This is a genomic window from Paenibacillus sp. CFBP13512, from assembly GCF_005233705.1.
GTDB lineage: Bacteria > Bacillota > Bacilli > Paenibacillales > Paenibacillaceae > Saccharibacillus > Saccharibacillus nuruki.
Window position 1 is genome coordinate 1 of sequence record NZ_QGAD01000023.1, and the last position, 18,438, is coordinate 18,438.

Consider the following 18,438-nt stretch of genomic DNA (forward strand, 5'->3'; position numbering starts at 1 on the left):
TAAAAGAAATAAATTAAAGAAAAATGAAAGATGGTTCAAATTAGAATTAAGATCTACTCGTAGCGATATAGTAACGTTAGGAGAAATAAAAATAGTTTCTATTGGTAGTCCCTCAGAATTTTCTCTTCCTATTTCATTTGAAAAACTAAATAAATCTTATTTTTCAGTAGGAGTGAATTTAGATTATTATAAGAATTTAGAAGATGTAGGATATATGATATATCCTAATTTATTAAAAAATTTAAATGATCTTATTTTTGATAAACAATTATTTGAAAAAGCAAAATCATACAAAGAAATCAAAGATTTTTTAATTCAAAATATTGAAAATAATGAAGAAATAAAAACTGCAAAATATATTTTCTATAAAAAGGAAAATATTAAGCCTAACTATATCACTTACTTCGATTTTAACTATTATCATTATGGTAACAATTTAAAAATAAATTTTGACTTTAACAAACATAAATATTTGCCTTACAGAATTAATGCAGTGATTGGAAGTAATGGTACTGGAAAGACAAAAATGCTTATACAATTAGCAGACGCTTTAAGTAGAGTAGATATAAATGAGGAAACTTTCATTCCATCAACTCCGATATTTTCTCAAGTAATTGCAATATCTTATAGTTATTTTGACGAATTTGATAAACCTAACTTTTCAGAGGATTTTAGTTATAAGTACTACGGTATTAGGTCTAATAATGGAATTATAAGCAAAAGTCAAATGGCTGTAAAAATAAATGATTCCCTACATCGTTTAAATACGAAAGATAGACTTATGAAATGGAAAAAAGTCCTTTCTTCCATAATTCCTTTAGAGACATTAGAGTACTTGATAACTGGAGTGCCGGAAGAAGTTTTTAAACAATTGAGCTCAGGACAAAATATGATATTAGTGATGATAACTAATATTATGGCTAATATTAAAAATTCTTCTTTAATCCTTTATGATGAGCCTGAACTATATTTACATCCAGATGCAGTAATAAGTTTAACAAAAATGCTTTACGAATTATTAGAGGAGTATGATTCTTATGCAATTATTTCTACACATTCTCCAATAATTTTACAGGAAATACCTGCAAAATACGTTAGAGTTTTTGAAAAAATTGATAATAAAATTATAATTAGACCATTGGGGATTGAAAGTTTTGGTGAGGATTTAACTAGTATTACAGAAGAAGTTTTTTATAGTAGTCAAAAAGATAGTTTATATAAAAATTTCTTCAATAGAATAACTCAAGATTTATCTTACGATGAAATATTATTATTATTTAACAACAAACTTAGTTTTAATGCAAAAGTTTACTTGAAAACAATTATTAATAATAAGGAATAAGACCAATATGAAAAACTTGATACCATATCAGGAAGAGCCTATAGATATTTTTAAAAGAATAGCTCATTCAAAGAAAGAAGAAACAAGATTATTATTATTAAATGAAGAAAATTTTATAATAGTATGTGAACAATATAAATTGTTTAATGATAATTTAGATTCTTTACATGTTTTAATAAATTTTTTAGTTGATTATAGCGAAAAAATATCAATTAAAGAAGCATTTTTACATTGTTACGATAGTAGTACTAAAGCATTAGAAGAAATGAAATCTTGTATTTCTAATTTGCAATCATTAGAATATGGAATGAAATGCCAGTATTGCTGTATAGATACTCCTATAACTTTTGATCATTATCTTCCTAAAAGTCAATATCCTGAATTAAGTATAAATCCTTTAAATTTAATTCCATGCTGTGCAAGTTGCAATTTTAAAAAAAGAGAGAAATGGATAGATGATAATAACAATAGACTTTTTTTGAATATGTATTATGATATTTTACCAAGTAAGAAATTTTTATTTGCGAAATTAATATATGACAATAACGATCCTATACCATCAGTTAAATTTTATTTAAACAATAGAGAACAAATAGACAATACATTATTTTGTATAATTTCAAGTCATTTTTTGTATCTCAATTTATTGGATAACTATTCTAAGTTAGCTAATGGAACAATTACCACCCATAGAATGACTTTATCAGCAAAATCTAGAAGGTCAATCACAAAAGTGACTATAGAAGATGTAGAGTTAGATTTACAAGATGAAGCAGAAAGCAAAAGAAAAATATATGGAAATAATTTCTGGGAGGCGTCATTATTAGATGCTATGCAACAATCAGAAAATTTTATCCGATCCTGTTTAACTTAATAAAAAAAAGATACACTAATTTGTTAGTGTATCTTTTTTTTATTTCGAAAAAGTCTTGAAAATCTCATTAATAATATTCTTTATCATAGTAATCTGACTAACACTCTTATTTTCAAGTAAGATGGTTAATTCATTTAAAAGATTCTGCTTTTCTCCTAAATTATTCTCATCTGTTTCTTGATGAAATTCAAATAATTTAGAAAGTTCAATATCTAAAGCTTTAGAAATCTTTGCAATATTTTCAATAGTAATATTTCGTTCTCCACGCTCGACTCCGCCAATATAGGAAAAATGAAATCCGCATAATTCTCCTAATTGATCTTGAGATAATCCTTTAAGATTGCGATATTCTCTTATTTTACTTCCTAATTTAATCAAAACCTCATCCATATACAACACCTCTCTAAAAGAGTAGACAATAAATCACAAAGGTGTAAGGAATATATACGTACTATTAAATGATATTTATAAGTATTAATTGTTTTAAGAATAGAGTATAATAATAATACTTAAACGTATTTAATTTTAGGAGGACATCTACATATGAAACAAATCTGGGTCGTTCCACATGAAAAACATTTGCAATATCATCATGACAAAGCCCTTCTAATTGATGATTATTATGCTATCGTAGGCAGTGGACATAGAGCCAATTCTCATATTCATCTGGTACAGATTGAGCCGACAGATCATGAGGATATTTATAGAGCATTACATAGCCATCAATACATTAAAGTAGCTCACGGAACAGATTCTATAGAACAGTTGCAAAAGGTAGTCAATCATTTGCAAACGATCTCTGCCTATACTTTGTTAACTAAATTCTATAATATGGAAGAAAGTAATTTCGATATTAACATTAAATAAATGAATAATTAGGGCAATAACTAAAGCTTTTGAGAAGACTTACATAGTGGGCAAATTGAATTTTAGATCGAAAAAGAAAGGGAGATTATACATGTTCAGAAGCAAACGTTCTAAAATTGTAATTATTGGCATCGTATTTATACTATGGTTGGTATTAGCTTTTGTAGTTCGCAATGCAAGTTCAGGTTGATTAGAAAGAGATTAAAGTCCAACACAGGATGTAATTACAAATCACAATAATCTATGAGAAGTCTTTAGCTTATACAGGCTAAAGGCTTTTTAATATCTAATTCTTTAACATATAGAAATAAAAAATATTTTTCTTTACCGATCGTTCTCAATATGATAGAGTTTAAAACAGAAGGTTGCTAACTAACCATATTTAAAGAATGTTCATACGCAAATAAGATATTCGAAGAAAAGTTTATTTTTTTGATTTTTTTAGAACGATCATTCTTGTATTTTTATGTTAGCAACCATTATCCTTTGTACAGACTCGTAAACGAATACAACGAACACGTTTAACTTTCACTTACTATATGAATAAGGAGCCATGACAATGAAAAAAACGGTATTGATCACAGGCGTATCCGGTGGGATTGGAAAAGAATTAGCTGACCTTTTTGCAAGAGATAGCTATAACTTGGTGTTGGTAGCACGCAATGAAGCCAAGCTGCAAGAAATGGCGAAAGAGTACAAACAAAAATACGGTACACACTCAATAATTATCGCCAAAGATGTCTCAGCAACAGGAATGCCTCAAGCTGTTTTTGCAGAACTCCAAGAAAAAGGAATTGTCGTAGATTACCTGATTAACAATGCTGGATTTGGCTTGTATGGAACGTTTTTAGAAACAGATCTAGAACAAGAAGTGAATATGATTGATATCAATATCAAAGCTTTAACTGTAATGACCAAGTTATTTCTACCGGACATGGTGAAGCGAGGACATGGCGGGATCATGAATGTATCTTCTCTTGTTGGATTTTTTCCGGGTCCGCTGATGTCTGTGTATTATGCGTCTAAAGCCTATGTATTATCTTTTACAGAAGCCCTTGAAAATGAACTAAGTGGAACCGGTGTGACTGTGACAGCATTATGTCCGGGAGTGACAGCGACTGGATTTTTCAATCGTTCCGGTATGGAAGAAGCCCCGCAAATGGCAAAAAGCGGTTCAGTCATGACATCTAGTCAAGTAGCGAAGGAAGGATATCACGGATTTTTAAAAGGAGATACGTTGATTATACCGGGAGCGCGCAATCGCTTATTAGCATTTATGCCACGATTATTACCACGCAAATGGACAACTCGTCTCGTAAGATCTACACAAGCTAACACCAACCACTAAGCGTTACATTTTAGATGCAGAAGCGTCACTTTATTATTTAAGTAATGGTTAAATTCCATCCTATGACTTCTTTTTGACACAACAAATGATTTTTAAAAATAATACTTTACCGATCGTTCTAGAAATGATATGCTTATGGCGAAAGAAAGAGAAACGGTCTTTTATACCAATTATAGAATGATCGTTCTCAAATTAAAAATATGATTAAAGGGAGCAATAATAATGAAATATACAGTGATCACAGGAGCAAGTTCAGGAATTGGTTATGAGAGCGCATTGGCATTTGCAGCTAAAGGAAAGAACTTAATTATCGTAGCCAGAAGAGTAGAAAAGCTCGAAGAACTTCAAGCCAAAATCAAAGAATTGCATCCAGCATTAGATGTTGTAATCGTGGAGAGTGATCTTTCTATCACTCAGCAAGCCTATACGCTATACAACAGTCTAAAAAATTATCAAATCGAGACTTGGATCAACAATGCAGGACTTGGTGAAGGTTCTTTCATCGTCGATCAGAATCTAAGTAAAGTCGAAATGATGTTAAAAGTTAATATCGAATCATTAACGATTCTTTCCACTCTTTATGTTAAGGATTATGCAAATATCGAAGGCACTCAATTGATCAATGTATCTTCAGCACTTGGTTATGCGATTGCTGTTGGAAGTGTAGCCTACTCTGCTTCTAAATATTATGTAAGTGCATTTACAGAAGGTCTTGCCAAAGAATTAGAAATCAAAGGTGCGCATCTGAAAGCTAAAGTATTGGCTCCAGCGATCACTGAAACCGATTTTGTGAAAAACTCAAACGATATTGAAGAATATGATTATCAAGCCAATATGCCTAAGTATCACACAGCAAAAGAAATGGCTGGATTTATGGTGAATCTGTATGAAGGTACAGAGACTGTAGGTATTGTTGATACCAATTACGATTTTAATTTAACAGCACCGATCTACCCGGTCATTTCAGAATTTTAAATATCAATTAAGTGGTATTCAGCTTATAACCTATCAAATATCGGAGGAAGACAAATGGAAAAATTATGGACCCCCACGAAAATAGGAAATATGGAATTACATCATCGACTAGCTATGGCACCGATGACACGCAGTAGAGCACAAGAAGATGGTACCCCTGGAGAGTTAGCCGCAGAGTATTATACGCAACGCGCTTCTTTGGGGCTTCTGATTACAGAAGGAGCACAGCCTTCAGACGATGGTCAAGGATACTTATGGTCACCCGGTATTTATACAGAACAACATATCGCAGGCTGGAAAAAAGTGATTGATTCTGTTCATGAAGCAGGCGGATATGTTTATATACAATTGATGCATGTTGGACGGATGTCACATCCTGAAAATACACCTCATCATCGTCAAGCCGTAGCGCCTTCTGCAATTGCTCCTGGCGTCGACATGTTTACAGCAAATGGTATGCAAAATATCCCTGTACCTCGTGAGTTGAGCCAAGAAGAGATTCAAATAACGATTCAAGAGTTCCGTCAAGCCGCGGCGGCTGCTATTGCAGCTGGAGCCGATGGCGTTGAGATTCATGGTGCGAACGGTTATCTGATTAATCAATTTATAGGCGAAAATTCAAATACACGTACTGATGAATATGGTGGTTCGATCGAAAATCGTGCTCGCTTTGCTATTGAAGTTGCCCAAGCGATTGTAGAGGAGATTGGAGCTGACAAAACAGGATTCCGTATCTCTCCACATACACCACTTGGCGGTATTGAAGAAGGTGAACAGGGTCCTGATCTTTATCGTTACCTGACCAAAGAATTAGCACAATTAAACCTTGCTTATCTTCATATCATGCATCTTGGAAATGAACAATTGTTAAAAGATATTCGATCCATATGGACGAATCCGTTATTGATTAATCGTGCAGGTCGGACATTAGAAAATATAAGTGCAGATCTAGATAGTGGTCTAGCTGATCTTGTACCGGTTGGTGTATGGGCATTAGCTAATCCTGATTTGGTAGAAAGACTTCAAATAGGCGCACCATTAAATGAAGCAAACCCTGCTGCATTCTTTAGTGGAGGTAGCGAGGGTTACACGGATTATCCTACGTTAAAAGAATTAGAAAAACAGTAACACAGTCATTCCTTTGATCTGCTTAAAGAGAGCGTACAATTTAAACCATGTACGCTCTCTATTATTCAATATTTTAATAAGTATAAATAGGATTATTTAACATAAATAGTATATATTTGTATAATGTGACTAAAAACATAAATTCTAAAATGAATTTAAAAAGGATGTGTACTCATACATGAACAAAACAATGAAAGCTGCTCAGATCAGCAAGTATTCCAAGCAAATAGAAGCACAAGTGAATACGATTTCGATTCCAGATATTGAAGATCATGAAGTGCTGGTCAAAGTCAAAGCTGCCGCTGTGAATCCACTAGAAATGTTAATCATAACAGGTAGTGTCAAATTAATTCAAGACTATCCCTTTCCACTGACAATCGGTAATGAATTAGCAGGTGTGATTGAAAAAGTAGGTAAAAATGTACGTGAATTTCAGGTGGGCGATGATATTTACACACGGTTACCTTTGAAAAAAATAGGCGCATTCGCCGAGTATGTAGCTGTAGATGCGGCGGCTATTGCACCCATGCCCAAAAATTTGTCTTATGCAGAAGCTTCAGCGGTAGCATTGACAGGACTTACTGCTTATCAAGGGCTACATGAAGAACTAGAAGCAAAATCAGGGCAGTCTGTGTTTATTCCCGGTGGATCTGGTAGTTTTGGACAAATCGCTGTACCTATCGCCAAAGCTATGGGATTAAAAGTTATTGTAAGCGGCAATGCACAGACACGCGAACGTACGTTACAGATTGGTGCAGATCAATATTTAGATTATACGAAAGAAAATTATGTAGACGTTCTAACGAATATTGATCATGTGATCGATGCTTTAGGACCGGAAGAGTTCGATAATGAATTACAAATGATGAAGCGTGGCGGACGATTACTTTCTCTTCGTACTGGACCTAATAAACGTTTTGCAGAAGATCGTGGCTTTCCTTGGTGGAAACAAAAGCTTTTTGGTGCTGTTGGTGCGAGATACGATAACAAAGCGAAGAAGAAAGACATACAATATCGATTTATCTTTGTCCGCTCAGACGGTACACAATTGAAAGAAATTACTCAAATCGTTGAAACCAATCATATTGTTCCACTTCTTCATCCACAGACATTTACGATCAACGATATCAATTATGCGTTAGAGCTTGTAGCTAATGGTCGACCAAAAGGTAAAGTTATTATACAATTCTGATACGTTCAGTTTTGTAGACTCTGGAAGCTGAATAGTTAGAGATCGAAGGAGGCTACAAATTGAATCATATAAGAATTGAATTGATTACAGAAGCAACCAAAGATTCTTTGCAATTACCTAATGAGACCTTTCAGATATTCGGTGAATTAGTCGTGACCAAGCCTAATGATCAATGGGAGTATCAAGAAAAGTACTTTGATCAGACCCAGGAGAAAACATTTCCAGAAGAAAATTATTCATTTGCCAAAATCTATCAGAATGGTTTTGCTATAGCTGCCTTTGATCAGGAGATCTGTGTTGGACTCGCTGTGTTTGAGATCCATTGGAATAAGTATTGTTATCTTAGTGATCTGAAAGTAAATCAAAACTATCGTAGAAGTGGTGTCTCTACAGATATGCTTGATTTGGGAATAGTCGTATCCAAAGAAAAAAATTGTAAAGGCTTGAGTACTATTGCCCAATCATATAATCTTGCTGCAAATAAATTCTATTTAAAATATGGTTTTGAAATCGGCGGTTTGAATACAAGAGATTACCATTTTACATCTGAACGAGGCAATTCTGATATCTATTATTATTTGGATTTTGAAGAATAATACCATGATTTAAAAAGATTAATACTATGATGTTAAAGATTCAACAGTTTCTGTTAGGAATGAGTTGGGATCAATCTCACGTTTGCTGATCATTCACTTCAATGTATACTAAATAAGCGAGGTGAGAACAATGGCAAGGCATAAAGAATTTGAAATCAATGAAGTACTCGATAAAGCGATGTATCTATTCTGGTCCCAAGGTTATGAGAAAACATCGATGCAAGAATTGGTTGATACGATGGGGATTCATCGCAGAAGTATCTATGATACATTTGGAGATAAACATGCGCTGTTTATTCAAGCGCTACAACGCTATCAACTTCTTCAGTCCCAACGACTGCAACATTTATTGGAACAGCAAGTTCCTGTTACAGATATCATTCGTATATTTCTGGAAACAACCGTTGATAATCAAGCATTACCGAAAGGCTGTCTAATGGTGAATTCTGGTGTAGAATTAGGTACACTCGATCCTGAAGTCTCTGCATTAGTAGAAGGTGCTTATACACACACTGAACAATGTTTGTTGGATCTACTGGTGGCAGGTCAAAGAAGTGGAGAGATCCAAGCAGACCTTGATGCTGAACTGCTGGCTCACTATTTTATGAACGCCTGGTTAGGTCTACGTACCACAGTGAAAACAGCTGTAGATCAGCAGAAATTAACAGATATTATAGATACCACGTTAAGGATTTTGAACAAATGAAGTATCTAACCTTATAACTATAGCCTAACCATTTGCGATCGCGAGAGAGTCATAATGTTTCAGGCTTTTTTATTTGGTATACAATGTTTATATTACACGTTTGATAGAAAAGGAGGACAATATGACTTTTTTTGATCATAAAAGAGTTTGGCTAGTGACTGTAATTGTGATGTTACTGTTTATGTTAATACCTAATAGAGTACATATAACACGAAATTTCCCTTCAGATATTGTAAAGCAGTATCAGTTTGGTCAGTTTTCTTCTTTTTTAACATTGCAGACAAGTGATGATCTGACAGGATATGAAAATCTATGGTTTATCACTATGCATACAGAGAAAGTATATTTTAAAACAGATTCTTTTTTTGTATCATTAATAGGTTGCTATATTACAGCATATTTTCTAATAAAAGTGTGGCAAGTACTGCGTAATCGGTTAAGTGTAAAGTAAGCTGTATACATAACGACTAAGCTTGAGGTGAAATAATGGATTTTTTGATACAAATGCTTGTAGGTGCAGGAGTAGTCTTTATTATTTTTGGTTTTATGACGATCCAAACGAATCGTAAAAATAAGCGTAATCAACGTAAATAAACGGTAGATTTGATATTTTGCACTATAGGCTTTCTCTGTTATCTAGAGAAAGTCTTTTTGGTTTATTTTATGATCAATGTTGACTTGGAGAGTAATTTTAGTTAATAATAACTATATGTTAATAACAATAAGTGAATATCATTCGAACATATATCTGATTTATTTTGCTGAACACATTTAACCAATAAACGTAAATACTAATAATAGCTAATTCTAATACGGAGGTTATATTTATGTCTGATTCGCCAACTGATGCGACGCCCATTCTTAACCATAAAGGTCTTACAGAACAACAATTTCTGGAACAATATGATGCTGGTATATATGATCGACCTTCAGCTACAGTCGATATGCTGATTTTTACAGTGATGAATCAAGAGCAAGATAACTATCGCAAATTACCAGAAAAGTCATTGCAGTTGCTGATGATTCAACGTGGTGAACATCCATATATGGGGCAGTGGGCATTACCGGGTGGGTTCGTATCTATCGACGAAAGTCTGGATGAAGCGGCGGCTCGGGAATTGCGGAGTGAAACGAATCTGGAGCACATCTATATGGAGCAATTATACACATGGGGCGAAGTGAATCGTGATCCTCGCACACGGGTAATCAGTTGTTCTTACATGGCACTGGTCGATTCTACAACTCAGCAAGTACAAGCAGGAGAAGACGCAGACGATGCAAGATGGTTTAAGCTTAATTATCAGATTATGCAAGAAAAGAAAGTACGTTTACCCGATGGATGCGAGATTGAGCGGGATATTCGTATTCATTTACAGCATGGCGAACATGAATTATCTGGCTTGGTTCGAGTCACTCATGTCTATCGAGGTACGATCAACGATGTACGCTGGGAAGTGGTAGAGAGCGAAGGAATCGCTTTTGACCATGCCAAAATGATTGCTTATGGTGTAGAACGTTTGCGTAGCAAAATTGAGTATACCGATATTGCTTTTAATTTGATGCCACCGTTATTTACATTATCTGCATTACAACAAGTCTATGAAATTATTTTGGATCGAGAGTTATTAGCACCTGCATTTCGTCGTAAAATCGCTTCACAAGTCGTAGCTACGAATGAATATACCAAAGATGCAGGACATCGACCGTCCCAACTGTTTCGTTTTCGTCCCGCTTGGGAAGAGGTCGTCAAATAACGTCTGGATCAAGAAAAGAGGAATCATACAATGAGTAGATCAAGCTCTCAATCTGAACGTTTTTTATTTTTTTACCGAGATGCCTCTCCATTCTCTCAGTGGTATCCAGCTTCTTTTGAGTTGGAAGGGCAGCAATTTACATCAGCAGAACAATATATGATGTATGGCAAAGCGCAATTATTCGGTGATCGGGATATCGCTGCACGTATTTTACAAGCCGACCATCCGCGTCAGCAAAAAGCGTTAGGTAGACAGATTCAACGATTTGATGATGAGCTTTGGAATCGAGAAGCCAAAAATATCGTATACCGTGGCAATCATGCCAAGTTTACGCAGAACCCGGAATTATTACTGGTACTGTTAGCCACAGCTGGACAGACTTTAGTCGAAGCCAGTCCAACTGATCGTATCTGGGGTATTGGATTATCTGAAGATGATCCTCGTATCCATCAGCGAGCAACATGGCGGGGAACGAATTGGCTAGGCGAAGTTTTAACACAATTGCGAGAAGGTTTATTGTCTCAAGTCTAACTAGAAATAGAGAAGTAAGGAGTTGCCAATCATGACATCACGAGAAGTTCGCTCCAAGTGGGCGCAAGAAACATTAGATATTTTAGAACGAGGTCATTACAAAGTATTATCAGGTAAACAGATTGAGATCAAGTCAGAGGTTGAATATACTATCAATCATTCTGTTCTGTATACACCTGAAAAATTACCAACAGTCAAAGAAAAAGTAGTCGCAAAGATCAACACTCTTTTACAACATACAACTCATATAGGAAATCCAAATCCAGCAGATTTATTACAACCGGAAGAGTCGTCATTGTCGGATGATGAGCGCTGTGCGTCAAAGATTATTGTAAATCCTTATTCAACGCTCAAAGCAGTTGAACAACTCACCATGAGACAACAACGTGACAAAGTCGCTTGTCTCAATTTTGCTTCTGCACGTAATCCTGGTGGTGGCTTTCTGGGAGGAAGTCAGGCGCAAGAAGAAAGTCTAGCACGTTCATCTTCTCTGTATCCGAGTCAGATTCAAATGACTGAAATGTATGATTATAATCGTAAGCAAAAAAGTTGTCTGTATTCAGACTATATGATCTACTCACCACAAGTAACGGTCTTTCGGGAAGACGATGGTTCGCTGAGAGCACAGACCTATCAAGTATCTATGATTACTGCACCAGCTGTTAATGCAGGTGTAGTCAGAGAACGTGAACCTGCAAATGTAGATCGAATCGGTGAAGTGATGTTAGAACGTATTCGCTATATTTTGGCTGTAGCCGCAGAGCATGGAGACGAGTATCTGGTATTAGGGGCATTCGGATGTGGTGTATTTCGCAATGATCCGCACGAAGTAGCAGCGTGGTTCCGTCAAGTGCTACTAGAAGAAAAATATGCACTCTTATTTAAACAGATTGTTTTTGCTGTGTATGATCGATCCCCCAAGAAGCATGTTATTCAAGCTTTTGAGAAAGCATTTTCACTATAATGAGCGTATGGATTCAGCCAATCTCCATAGATAAAGTTCAAGTCTTATATATCCCAAAGCATACCAATGTGGCTTGTCCATCATAAGGTATGCTTTTTATTTTTTGAAAGTAACTTATAAATTAAACTAAACAATTTAACTAACTCTCCGATATAATCCATATAGTACCAAAAAAGTATAATAAAACTTATAATGTAAAGGGGTGTACTCATGAAAAAAATGAACAAAGCATGTTCAGGATTAATCGCATTATCATTATTAGCAGGATTAACAGTAGCTGTTGCACCAACGGTTCAAGCACAATCCAGTCAAGCTGGAAGTTATGTGAATACCAAATCCAAAACAGTCTTTTACAAAAACTGTAGTGCTGTACGCAAAGCAGGTAAAGCGCCTTTGTATAAAGGAGAGCCAGGATACCGTTTAAAATTAGATCGTGATAAAGACGGCATAGCTTGCGAATAGTCTATAGCTTTTTTATATTAAAATAAAAAAAGGAACCTTTGTCCTCCTCGTAGGAGCAAAGGTTCCTTTTTATTTAATGGTGAATGTAATGCAGTCTTTAATTATTAAGTAAGTACCTTTTTTTCTCCATCTACGAATACGTTCCCATTTTTAAAAATATATAGTCCACTTTTTCCTGTTCCAATAATATTATTGCGATTAAAATTAATTGTACCCATCGTTCCGCTACCTAATGTACCGAAAACATACTTACCTGCTTCACTAATTGTATTATCATTAAATGTTACATTATCGATTTTTCCCGGTCCTGTAGTTACCAAAAGGCTTGGATGACCACCGCCTAGATTAGTAGCAGTAGAATTTAGTGTGTTGTTATTAACAGTAACTTTATTGACATCTTGAGTATTATAATCGCCCGCTTCTGTAGCCACTAAAATTCCAGCCATGTAAGTATTTTGAATAGAGTTACCTTCAATCAGTACATCATGACCGCCAACGACAGAAATACCACGTGCTTCTGTACTACCATTAACTTGATTGTTAAGAATTTTTACGTCATGAGTAGGCAGTAATTTGCCTGAGCTATCTTTATCATCACCGTAGCTAACAACAGCAATCATATCGTCCAGAGTACGATTGACCTTATTATTTGCAATCGTAATATTATAACTCCCATCAGTTGTATGAATACCATCTGCTCCTGTGTCTTGTACAATGTTATTTGTAATTGTTCCTTGATTAGCTTGACCTCTTATTAACATTCCGGCAGCACTCGATTTGTCTACAGTCACATGATCAATCGTGAAGTTAGTTGCGCCATGTACAGTAATACTGTTTTTCTCATTCGCACCATTGCCACGTTCAACGGTCGTCTGATACGTATGAGTCAATTGGCGAAGAGCAGGGCTGGTTCCAGACAGATCAATCGAGCCATTGTTAGGATCAGTAGAAGTCAGGATAGAGCTATCTTGTGATTCTCCATGAATGGCTACACTATCTATTTTAAGAATTTGACTTAGTATAAAATTGCCTGCCGGTACATAGACTTCTTTTCCTTGTTTTTTAGCTTCTGTAATTGTTTTGGTAATCGCAGCGTAATCATCTTTGCCGTCATTGGGGATAGCTCCAAAATCGACTATCGATAGATACTGATTGTCTGGAGTGGTATACGTAATTGTTGGATTCCATAGGGTGTGATCGAAGCTGATCGACTGTACTTTATTGATCACAAAATGAATTTGTGTGCCTTTGACCACTGGAATTTGAGTAACTCCGGTAGGGTTTTGGTCAGCAGTCGTTGTAATTTTTTGCGTCCACAAAGTAGTGTTGTCTTTTTTGATCGTAGCTTGGATACCATCGCCATCTGCGGAGCCTTTAGTGATACTTCCAGAGATCGTGATCGTGCCTGTACCTGGAGATATCCATGTACGAACAGCATCAGCAGTATTGCCGGGATGCTGAGCATTAGCAGAAACCCATGGATAACTTTGATTCAAATCCCAACGACTCGCACCCGTATTGTAAGTGAGATTAGAGTATGTATTGCCAGACCCTTGTTGATAATACCAATTATGTTGCCCTTGTGTGGTAGCAAAGTCGCTAGATGCTTGATAAGACGTAGAAGCAGCATCTACGTGAGCAGGAATCTGGCTCCATCCCAATAACATTACCGATAATATACTTATACCTATCTGCCTCTTTTTCATGACACAGCCCCCTAATAATGTTAATTCATAGTATAATCCCATAATTTAGGATCATATAATAAATTAACCAACTCTCTAAAAAGGTAAACTTACTTAATAAGTTAAGTGGATATATCCTATTCTGTAGTTGTATCCATATCATTTAATTTTTATAGCAATCCAAAAAGGCGAATCTAAAGATTCACCTTTGGAGTCATATATTGATTTAGCAGATTTATCGAACAGAATTAGCATGTGATTATCGAGGCAACTGTAAAGCAAACGTACTACCCGCAGAAGAACTTTGACGCAATCGCAATTCGCCACCTTGAGCACGAGCAAGCAATTGACTATACGTTAATCCGAGTCCCAATCCACGTACACTACGCTTTTTACAATCTCCACGATAAAAGCGTTCGAAAATATGAGATTGATCTTCAGGTGCTACGCCTGTTCCGTTATCCGTTACTTCAACATGAACATATTGTTGTTCTGCATACATCCGAATCCGAAATTGAATCGGTATACTTTTATCAACAGCTTGTAATCCATTATTTAATAAATTGACAAAGATTTGTTGAATACGTAGCGAATCGCCCATCGTATATAGTGGTTCTTCAGGCAGATCAAGAATCATATCTACAGGATAGGATTCATGCGTTATTTTCCACTGGTAGGCAATCTCTGAAATTAACAACTGTAAATGCAAGCGATCACTTTGGATCTCTACACTACCTGAAGTAAAAGCATTATAATCCAGCAGATCCGCAATCATACGTTCCATACGATCTGATTCTTTCAGTGCAATATCAAGAAATTCTTTGGCTTCATCTTGGGTAACAACTTCTTCACGTACCGCCATGACCAGACCTTTAATTGATGTAACAGGTGTTTTCAGTTCATGGGTAACTCCAGCTAACGATAAAGCACGCCATTCTTCCAATTGCTTCAACCGTTGAGCCATTTCTTCAAAAGATTGCACAAGTTCGGTGATTTCTTGTTCCCGTGTATCAATATCCAAATTAACATCGTAGTTACCTGCACGAATTTGCTTGGCGGCATCGGCTACTAATTGAATCGGTCTGGATAGTTTGCGCGACAGCCAGTAGATGGTAAGCCATCCTGAGATAATAAGCGTACTTAACAGAACCACTACTAATATAATTTCATTTGGGCTATACGTTAACGACTTTTTGGATTGAAGAAGAGTCACTTGTCCAATCTTAACTCCTTGTTCATTGAAAATAGGTGTGTTTACCGCCATATACCGTTTATCTGTCGGTTCGGCAAGATCAGGAGTTAACTTTTTACTTAATTTATCTTGCGGAAGATTAGGCATAGAGAATAAGAATTGCCCTTTTTCATTAGCGATCATAATACACATATATTCATCTAAATTAAAAAACTTTAGTCGATTTTGAATAATACCATCCAGCCTCTGAGGAATAACGATAGTCCCATTATCCGAAGTGACTCGATCAGCAACTTCCTGTCCGAGTAAACCCGCTGTTTTCAAACGATTATCCATGGCTGTATCGCGTACCCAATAGACCGCCGCAGCCGCAATAATTAAGAATCCAACACACAGTATTAGAAAATAACGAATCGTCCAATACGATAAGATCGAAGTTTGTTTTGATTTTTTTACTCGCTTAGCCAAAATTGATACCCCATTCCGCGCAATGTTCGAAGTTCTCCCGTCTGTGATGACCAGTGAGAGAGTGACTGGCGCAATCTTTTGACCGATAGATCGACCGCTCGATCACTTCCATCGTAATCCATTCCCCAGACTTGCTCTATCAAGTGATCACGGGTAAATGTCCGATTTGGATGTTCTGATAAAAAGAGTAATAATGATAGATCTCGTGGACTGAGTGCCACCTCAGCACCATTTAGATAGACACGTTTGGCAGCCATATCAATTACTAGATTACCAAAGTTCCGTTTACTGCCCCCATCGTTCCAATGTGGACGACGACGTAGTACCGCATTGACCCGTGCGACCACTTCTTCAGGCATAAAAGGCTTGGTCATATAATCATCGGCTCCACCGTCCAGTCCAGTGAGTCGATCTTGAATATCATCGCGTGCAGTCAGCATAATAACCGGACAAGCACTTTTACTTCGAATAATTTTGAGTAAATCCCAGCCATCCATGCCGGGTAACATAATATCGAGGATAACCAATGCAGGAGCAGAAGAATTGAATAGTTCTAACGCTTGATGACCATCCGCTGCACGTAATGTTTCGAAGCCTGCTTTTTTCAAATAAGCCGAAAGTACCCGTGCAATACCTTCTTCATCTTCTACAATCAGTATTAAGTTCATATTTCAAAGGCTCCTTATATCTACATAATATCTACGTTTAGCTTGCACTATCGTTTAATGAGAGCATGATACGTTGTCTACTTATTGTACATACCGATCTTCAATGATCAAGCCATTTTATAATATTTTATTATTTTAACCTTCCACATCGATTTGGACATCTTCTCGACACATTCGCCGTTTATGATAGGGGTACAAGAACAGTTTACAAAAGGAGATTAAATCGATGAATAAAAAAACAAGAAATATCATCATTATTGCAGCTATCGTTATTGTGGTTGTAGCTATTGGTGGATATCAATTTATGAAGAGTTATATGGGGAACAAAGTAGCAATCGAGCAAGTCATACCCGCAGCAACGTCTACTGAATCCAGTGGAACCGCATCAGGTGCAAGTGCAACAGGCGAACAACTGAATGGCGATTGGAAAATCAATACCGATGCTTCTAAAGTGTACTTCTCCGTTACCACTTCACAAGAGACCGTTAACTTTGTAGATAACAAAGTAACAGGTAACTGGAATATCAATGTAGATGATCCTACCAAAATGGTAGCTGAAGGACAAATTGATATGAGCGCGATTGATTCAGGAACAGCGCAACGTGATGAGCATGTGAAAGAAGCCGATTTCTTCGATGTTGCTAAGTTCCCACAAGCTACATTCAAAGCAACTTCTTTTGAAGGCTTGCCAACAACATGGACGGAAGGCGCAACAAATGATTTCACCATGAAAGGCACATTGACGGTTAAAGGTATTGCTAAAGATGTAACTGTTGCAGGTAAAGCAGTATACAAAGGTGGACAAATTCTACTATCCGGTACAACGACTGTCACATTTGAAGATTTCGGTATGAAAAACCCTCACTCTGTTGTATTAAGCACACAGAATGATATCGGTGTTCAATTGGAATTAACATTAGATAAATAAAAAGCTATCTTGAAAAAGCATTTCGGTCATTATGATCGGGATGCTTTTTTTGCTGTCTAATTTGAGATTCAAGCTTGTTTGAAAATGTTGTAATCTTGCTTTTACATTCAAAACAGCGTACAAAGGGGGATTGAAAAAGATATACTACAGGTAGAGGTGAACCCGATGACGGATATCCAAACGCAGTTCAATCATGAATCTCAGATTTCTACCGAGCAGTGGCAAGCGATTATTAATAATGATGCTTCTTATGATGGGCAGTTTTTTTATGCGGTGCGTACAACAGGTATATTTTGTCGTCCTTCTTGCAGATCCAAAGAACCCAAACCCCAAAATGTAACGATTTTTGCAGATGCTCAGCAAGCGATAACAGCCAAATATCGTCCTTGCAAACGGTGCAAACCAACAGGAGAGCGATTGCCAGATAGCGAGTGGGTATCAGTAATGACTGAATATATAGATCATCATTATACAGAACCATTAACACTACATCAGTTAGCCGAGATATGTCATGGAAGTCCTTATCATTTACATCGCACATTCAAAAAAATCATGCATATCACGCCTGTTGATTATATTCAGCAGCATCGTATCCATCAAGCTTGCCAAGAATTAAAAGAGACTCACCACAGTATTACGGCTATAGGACTGAATATAGGCATACCGAATACGTCTTATTTTGTTACTTTATTCAAAAAGAAAATGGGCATTACGCCTGCGCAATATCGTAAACAACATCAAAAGATACATTAACATAA

General features: G+C 36.2%; 19 protein-coding genes and 1 pseudogene. 16 read left to right on the forward strand and 4 right to left on the reverse strand.

Translation table 11 applies throughout. The annotated features are described in order from the left end of the window. Together PaeCFBP13512_RS20905 and PaeCFBP13512_RS20910 are read left to right on the forward strand one after the other, a co-directional pair. Positions 1-1,342 (forward strand): AAA family ATPase (locus tag PaeCFBP13512_RS20905; RefSeq protein ID WP_137225717.1); only part of this gene is annotated, 1,342 nt, incomplete at its 5' end. A gap of 7 nt (positions 1,343-1,349) precedes the next feature. Further along, positions 1,350-2,216 (forward strand): HNH endonuclease, encoded by an 867-nt coding sequence (locus PaeCFBP13512_RS20910; protein ID WP_137225719.1) that lies wholly within the window; start codon positions 1,350-1,352, stop codon positions 2,214-2,216. A 39-nt stretch (positions 2,217-2,255) separates the two neighbouring features. Here PaeCFBP13512_RS20910 and PaeCFBP13512_RS20915 read toward each other — a convergent pair whose 3' ends face one another. Then, complete coding sequence (locus tag PaeCFBP13512_RS20915; RefSeq protein ID WP_137225721.1) at positions 2,256-2,606, reverse strand: helix-turn-helix domain-containing protein; 351 nt, start codon at positions 2,604-2,606, stop codon at positions 2,256-2,258. Positions 2,607-2,759: 153 nt separating this feature from the next. Between PaeCFBP13512_RS20915 and PaeCFBP13512_RS20920 the strand changes: the two genes are divergently transcribed. From PaeCFBP13512_RS20920 to PaeCFBP13512_RS23530, 12 genes and pseudogenes are all read left to right on the forward strand, one after another. Continuing rightward, positions 2,760-3,083, forward strand: coding sequence for a hypothetical protein (locus PaeCFBP13512_RS20920; RefSeq protein WP_137225723.1), 324 nt, complete (start codon positions 2,760-2,762; stop codon positions 3,081-3,083). A gap of 559 nt (positions 3,084-3,642) precedes the next feature. Then, positions 3,643-4,431: an SDR family NAD(P)-dependent oxidoreductase gene (locus PaeCFBP13512_RS20925; RefSeq protein ID WP_137225724.1), complete on the forward strand. Its 789-nt coding sequence runs from the start codon at positions 3,643-3,645 to the stop codon at positions 4,429-4,431. A gap of 222 nt (positions 4,432-4,653) precedes the next feature. Then, the gene (locus PaeCFBP13512_RS20930) at positions 4,654-5,406 is read left to right on the forward strand and encodes an SDR family NAD(P)-dependent oxidoreductase (protein WP_069328763.1); all 753 of its coding nucleotides are present in this window, start codon (positions 4,654-4,656) and stop codon (positions 5,404-5,406) included. Between the two features lie 54 nt (positions 5,407-5,460). Beyond that, complete coding sequence (locus PaeCFBP13512_RS20935; RefSeq protein ID WP_137225726.1) at positions 5,461-6,534, forward strand: alkene reductase; 1,074 nt, start codon at positions 5,461-5,463, stop codon at positions 6,532-6,534. Positions 6,535-6,712: 178 nt separating this feature from the next. Then, positions 6,713-7,726 (forward strand): NADP-dependent oxidoreductase, encoded by a 1,014-nt coding sequence (locus PaeCFBP13512_RS20940; RefSeq protein WP_137225728.1) that lies wholly within the window; start codon positions 6,713-6,715, stop codon positions 7,724-7,726. Between the two features lie 59 nt (positions 7,727-7,785). Beyond that, positions 7,786-8,322: a GNAT family N-acetyltransferase gene (locus PaeCFBP13512_RS20945; RefSeq protein WP_241669447.1), complete on the forward strand. Its 537-nt coding sequence runs from the start codon at positions 7,786-7,788 to the stop codon at positions 8,320-8,322. Between the two features lie 130 nt (positions 8,323-8,452). Then, on the forward strand, positions 8,453-9,028 hold the full coding sequence (locus PaeCFBP13512_RS20950; protein WP_137225730.1) for a TetR/AcrR family transcriptional regulator: 576 nt from the start codon (positions 8,453-8,455) through the stop codon (positions 9,026-9,028). Between the two features lie 121 nt (positions 9,029-9,149). Continuing rightward, positions 9,150-9,479 carry a hypothetical protein gene (locus PaeCFBP13512_RS20955; RefSeq protein ID WP_069328759.1) on the forward strand — a complete coding sequence of 110 codons (330 nt, stop codon included), beginning with the start codon at positions 9,150-9,152 and terminating at the stop codon, positions 9,477-9,479. Positions 9,480-9,855: 376 nt separating this feature from the next. Further along, complete coding sequence (locus PaeCFBP13512_RS20960) at positions 9,856-10,782, forward strand: NUDIX hydrolase (protein WP_137225732.1); 927 nt, start codon at positions 9,856-9,858, stop codon at positions 10,780-10,782. Between the two features lie 30 nt (positions 10,783-10,812). Beyond that, positions 10,813-11,313, forward strand: coding sequence for an NADAR family protein (locus PaeCFBP13512_RS20965; RefSeq protein WP_137225734.1), 501 nt, complete (start codon positions 10,813-10,815; stop codon positions 11,311-11,313). A gap of 31 nt (positions 11,314-11,344) precedes the next feature. Beyond that, positions 11,345-12,277 carry a TIGR02452 family protein gene (locus PaeCFBP13512_RS20970; protein ID WP_137225736.1) on the forward strand — a complete coding sequence of 311 codons (933 nt, stop codon included), beginning with the start codon at positions 11,345-11,347 and terminating at the stop codon, positions 12,275-12,277. 294 nt (positions 12,278-12,571) lie between these two features. Beyond that, positions 12,572-12,739, forward strand: a pseudogene (locus PaeCFBP13512_RS23530) (excalibur calcium-binding domain-containing protein); the annotation flags it as partial. Between the two features lie 104 nt (positions 12,740-12,843). Here PaeCFBP13512_RS23530 and PaeCFBP13512_RS20980 read toward each other — a convergent pair. The 3 genes from PaeCFBP13512_RS20980 to PaeCFBP13512_RS20990 form a co-directional block, all read right to left on the reverse strand. Beyond that, a complete protein-coding gene (locus PaeCFBP13512_RS20980) occupies positions 12,844-14,445 on the reverse strand; it encodes a right-handed parallel beta-helix repeat-containing protein (protein ID WP_161594329.1) in 1,602 nt (533 codons plus the stop codon). A gap of 238 nt (positions 14,446-14,683) precedes the next feature. Then, entirely contained in the window at positions 14,684-16,084 is a 1,401-nt protein-coding gene (locus PaeCFBP13512_RS20985; RefSeq protein ID WP_193555973.1) for a HAMP domain-containing sensor histidine kinase, read from the reverse strand. After that, positions 16,069-16,752, reverse strand: a complete 684-nt coding sequence (locus PaeCFBP13512_RS20990) for a response regulator transcription factor (protein WP_137225742.1) — start codon at positions 16,750-16,752, stop codon at positions 16,069-16,071. The genes PaeCFBP13512_RS20985 and PaeCFBP13512_RS20990 overlap by 16 nt, the downstream gene beginning before the upstream one ends. Before the next feature lie 226 nt (positions 16,753-16,978). Between PaeCFBP13512_RS20990 and PaeCFBP13512_RS20995 the strand changes: the two genes are divergently transcribed. Together PaeCFBP13512_RS20995 and PaeCFBP13512_RS21000 are read left to right on the forward strand one after the other, a co-directional pair. After that, positions 16,979-17,680: a YceI family protein gene (locus PaeCFBP13512_RS20995; protein ID WP_137225744.1), complete on the forward strand. Its 702-nt coding sequence runs from the start codon at positions 16,979-16,981 to the stop codon at positions 17,678-17,680. Between the two features lie 165 nt (positions 17,681-17,845). Next, positions 17,846-18,433 carry a bifunctional transcriptional activator/DNA repair enzyme AdaA gene (locus PaeCFBP13512_RS21000; protein ID WP_137225746.1) on the forward strand — a complete coding sequence of 196 codons (588 nt, stop codon included), beginning with the start codon at positions 17,846-17,848 and terminating at the stop codon, positions 18,431-18,433. Positions 18,434-18,438: the final 5 nt, after the last annotated feature.

What these genes read in the sequence shown, in the direction of transcription:
- PaeCFBP13512_RS20935 (WP_137225726.1), top strand. Translation starts at nt 5,461, where the DNA reads ATGGAAAAATTATGGACCCCCACGAAAATAGGAAATATGGAATTACAT.
- PaeCFBP13512_RS20965 (WP_137225734.1), top strand. Translation starts at nt 10,813, where the DNA reads ATGAGTAGATCAAGCTCTCAATCTGAACGTTTTTTATTTTTTTACCGA.
- PaeCFBP13512_RS20925 (WP_137225724.1), top strand. Translation starts at nt 3,643, where the DNA reads ATGAAAAAAACGGTATTGATCACAGGCGTATCCGGTGGGATTGGAAAA.
- PaeCFBP13512_RS20950 (WP_137225730.1), top strand. Translation starts at nt 8,453, where the DNA reads ATGGCAAGGCATAAAGAATTTGAAATCAATGAAGTACTCGATAAAGCG.
- PaeCFBP13512_RS20915 (WP_137225721.1), bottom strand. Translation starts at nt 2,606, where the DNA reads ATGGATGAGGTTTTGATTAAATTAGGAAGTAAAATAAGAGAATATCGC.
- PaeCFBP13512_RS20970 (WP_137225736.1), top strand. Translation starts at nt 11,345, where the DNA reads ATGACATCACGAGAAGTTCGCTCCAAGTGGGCGCAAGAAACATTAGAT.
- PaeCFBP13512_RS20980 (WP_161594329.1), bottom strand. Translation starts at nt 14,445, where the DNA reads ATGAAAAAGAGGCAGATAGGTATAAGTATATTATCGGTAATGTTATTG.
- PaeCFBP13512_RS20995 (WP_137225744.1), top strand. Translation starts at nt 16,979, where the DNA reads ATGAATAAAAAAACAAGAAATATCATCATTATTGCAGCTATCGTTATT.
- PaeCFBP13512_RS20940 (WP_137225728.1), top strand. Translation starts at nt 6,713, where the DNA reads ATGAACAAAACAATGAAAGCTGCTCAGATCAGCAAGTATTCCAAGCAA.
- PaeCFBP13512_RS20920 (WP_137225723.1), top strand. Translation starts at nt 2,760, where the DNA reads ATGAAACAAATCTGGGTCGTTCCACATGAAAAACATTTGCAATATCAT.
- PaeCFBP13512_RS21000 (WP_137225746.1), top strand. Translation starts at nt 17,846, where the DNA reads ATGACGGATATCCAAACGCAGTTCAATCATGAATCTCAGATTTCTACC.
- PaeCFBP13512_RS20990 (WP_137225742.1), bottom strand. Translation starts at nt 16,752, where the DNA reads ATGAACTTAATACTGATTGTAGAAGATGAAGAAGGTATTGCACGGGTA.
- PaeCFBP13512_RS20910 (WP_137225719.1), top strand. Translation starts at nt 1,350, where the DNA reads ATGAAAAACTTGATACCATATCAGGAAGAGCCTATAGATATTTTTAAA.
- PaeCFBP13512_RS20930 (WP_069328763.1), top strand. Translation starts at nt 4,654, where the DNA reads ATGAAATATACAGTGATCACAGGAGCAAGTTCAGGAATTGGTTATGAG.
- PaeCFBP13512_RS20955 (WP_069328759.1), top strand. Translation starts at nt 9,150, where the DNA reads ATGACTTTTTTTGATCATAAAAGAGTTTGGCTAGTGACTGTAATTGTG.
- PaeCFBP13512_RS20960 (WP_137225732.1), top strand. Translation starts at nt 9,856, where the DNA reads ATGTCTGATTCGCCAACTGATGCGACGCCCATTCTTAACCATAAAGGT.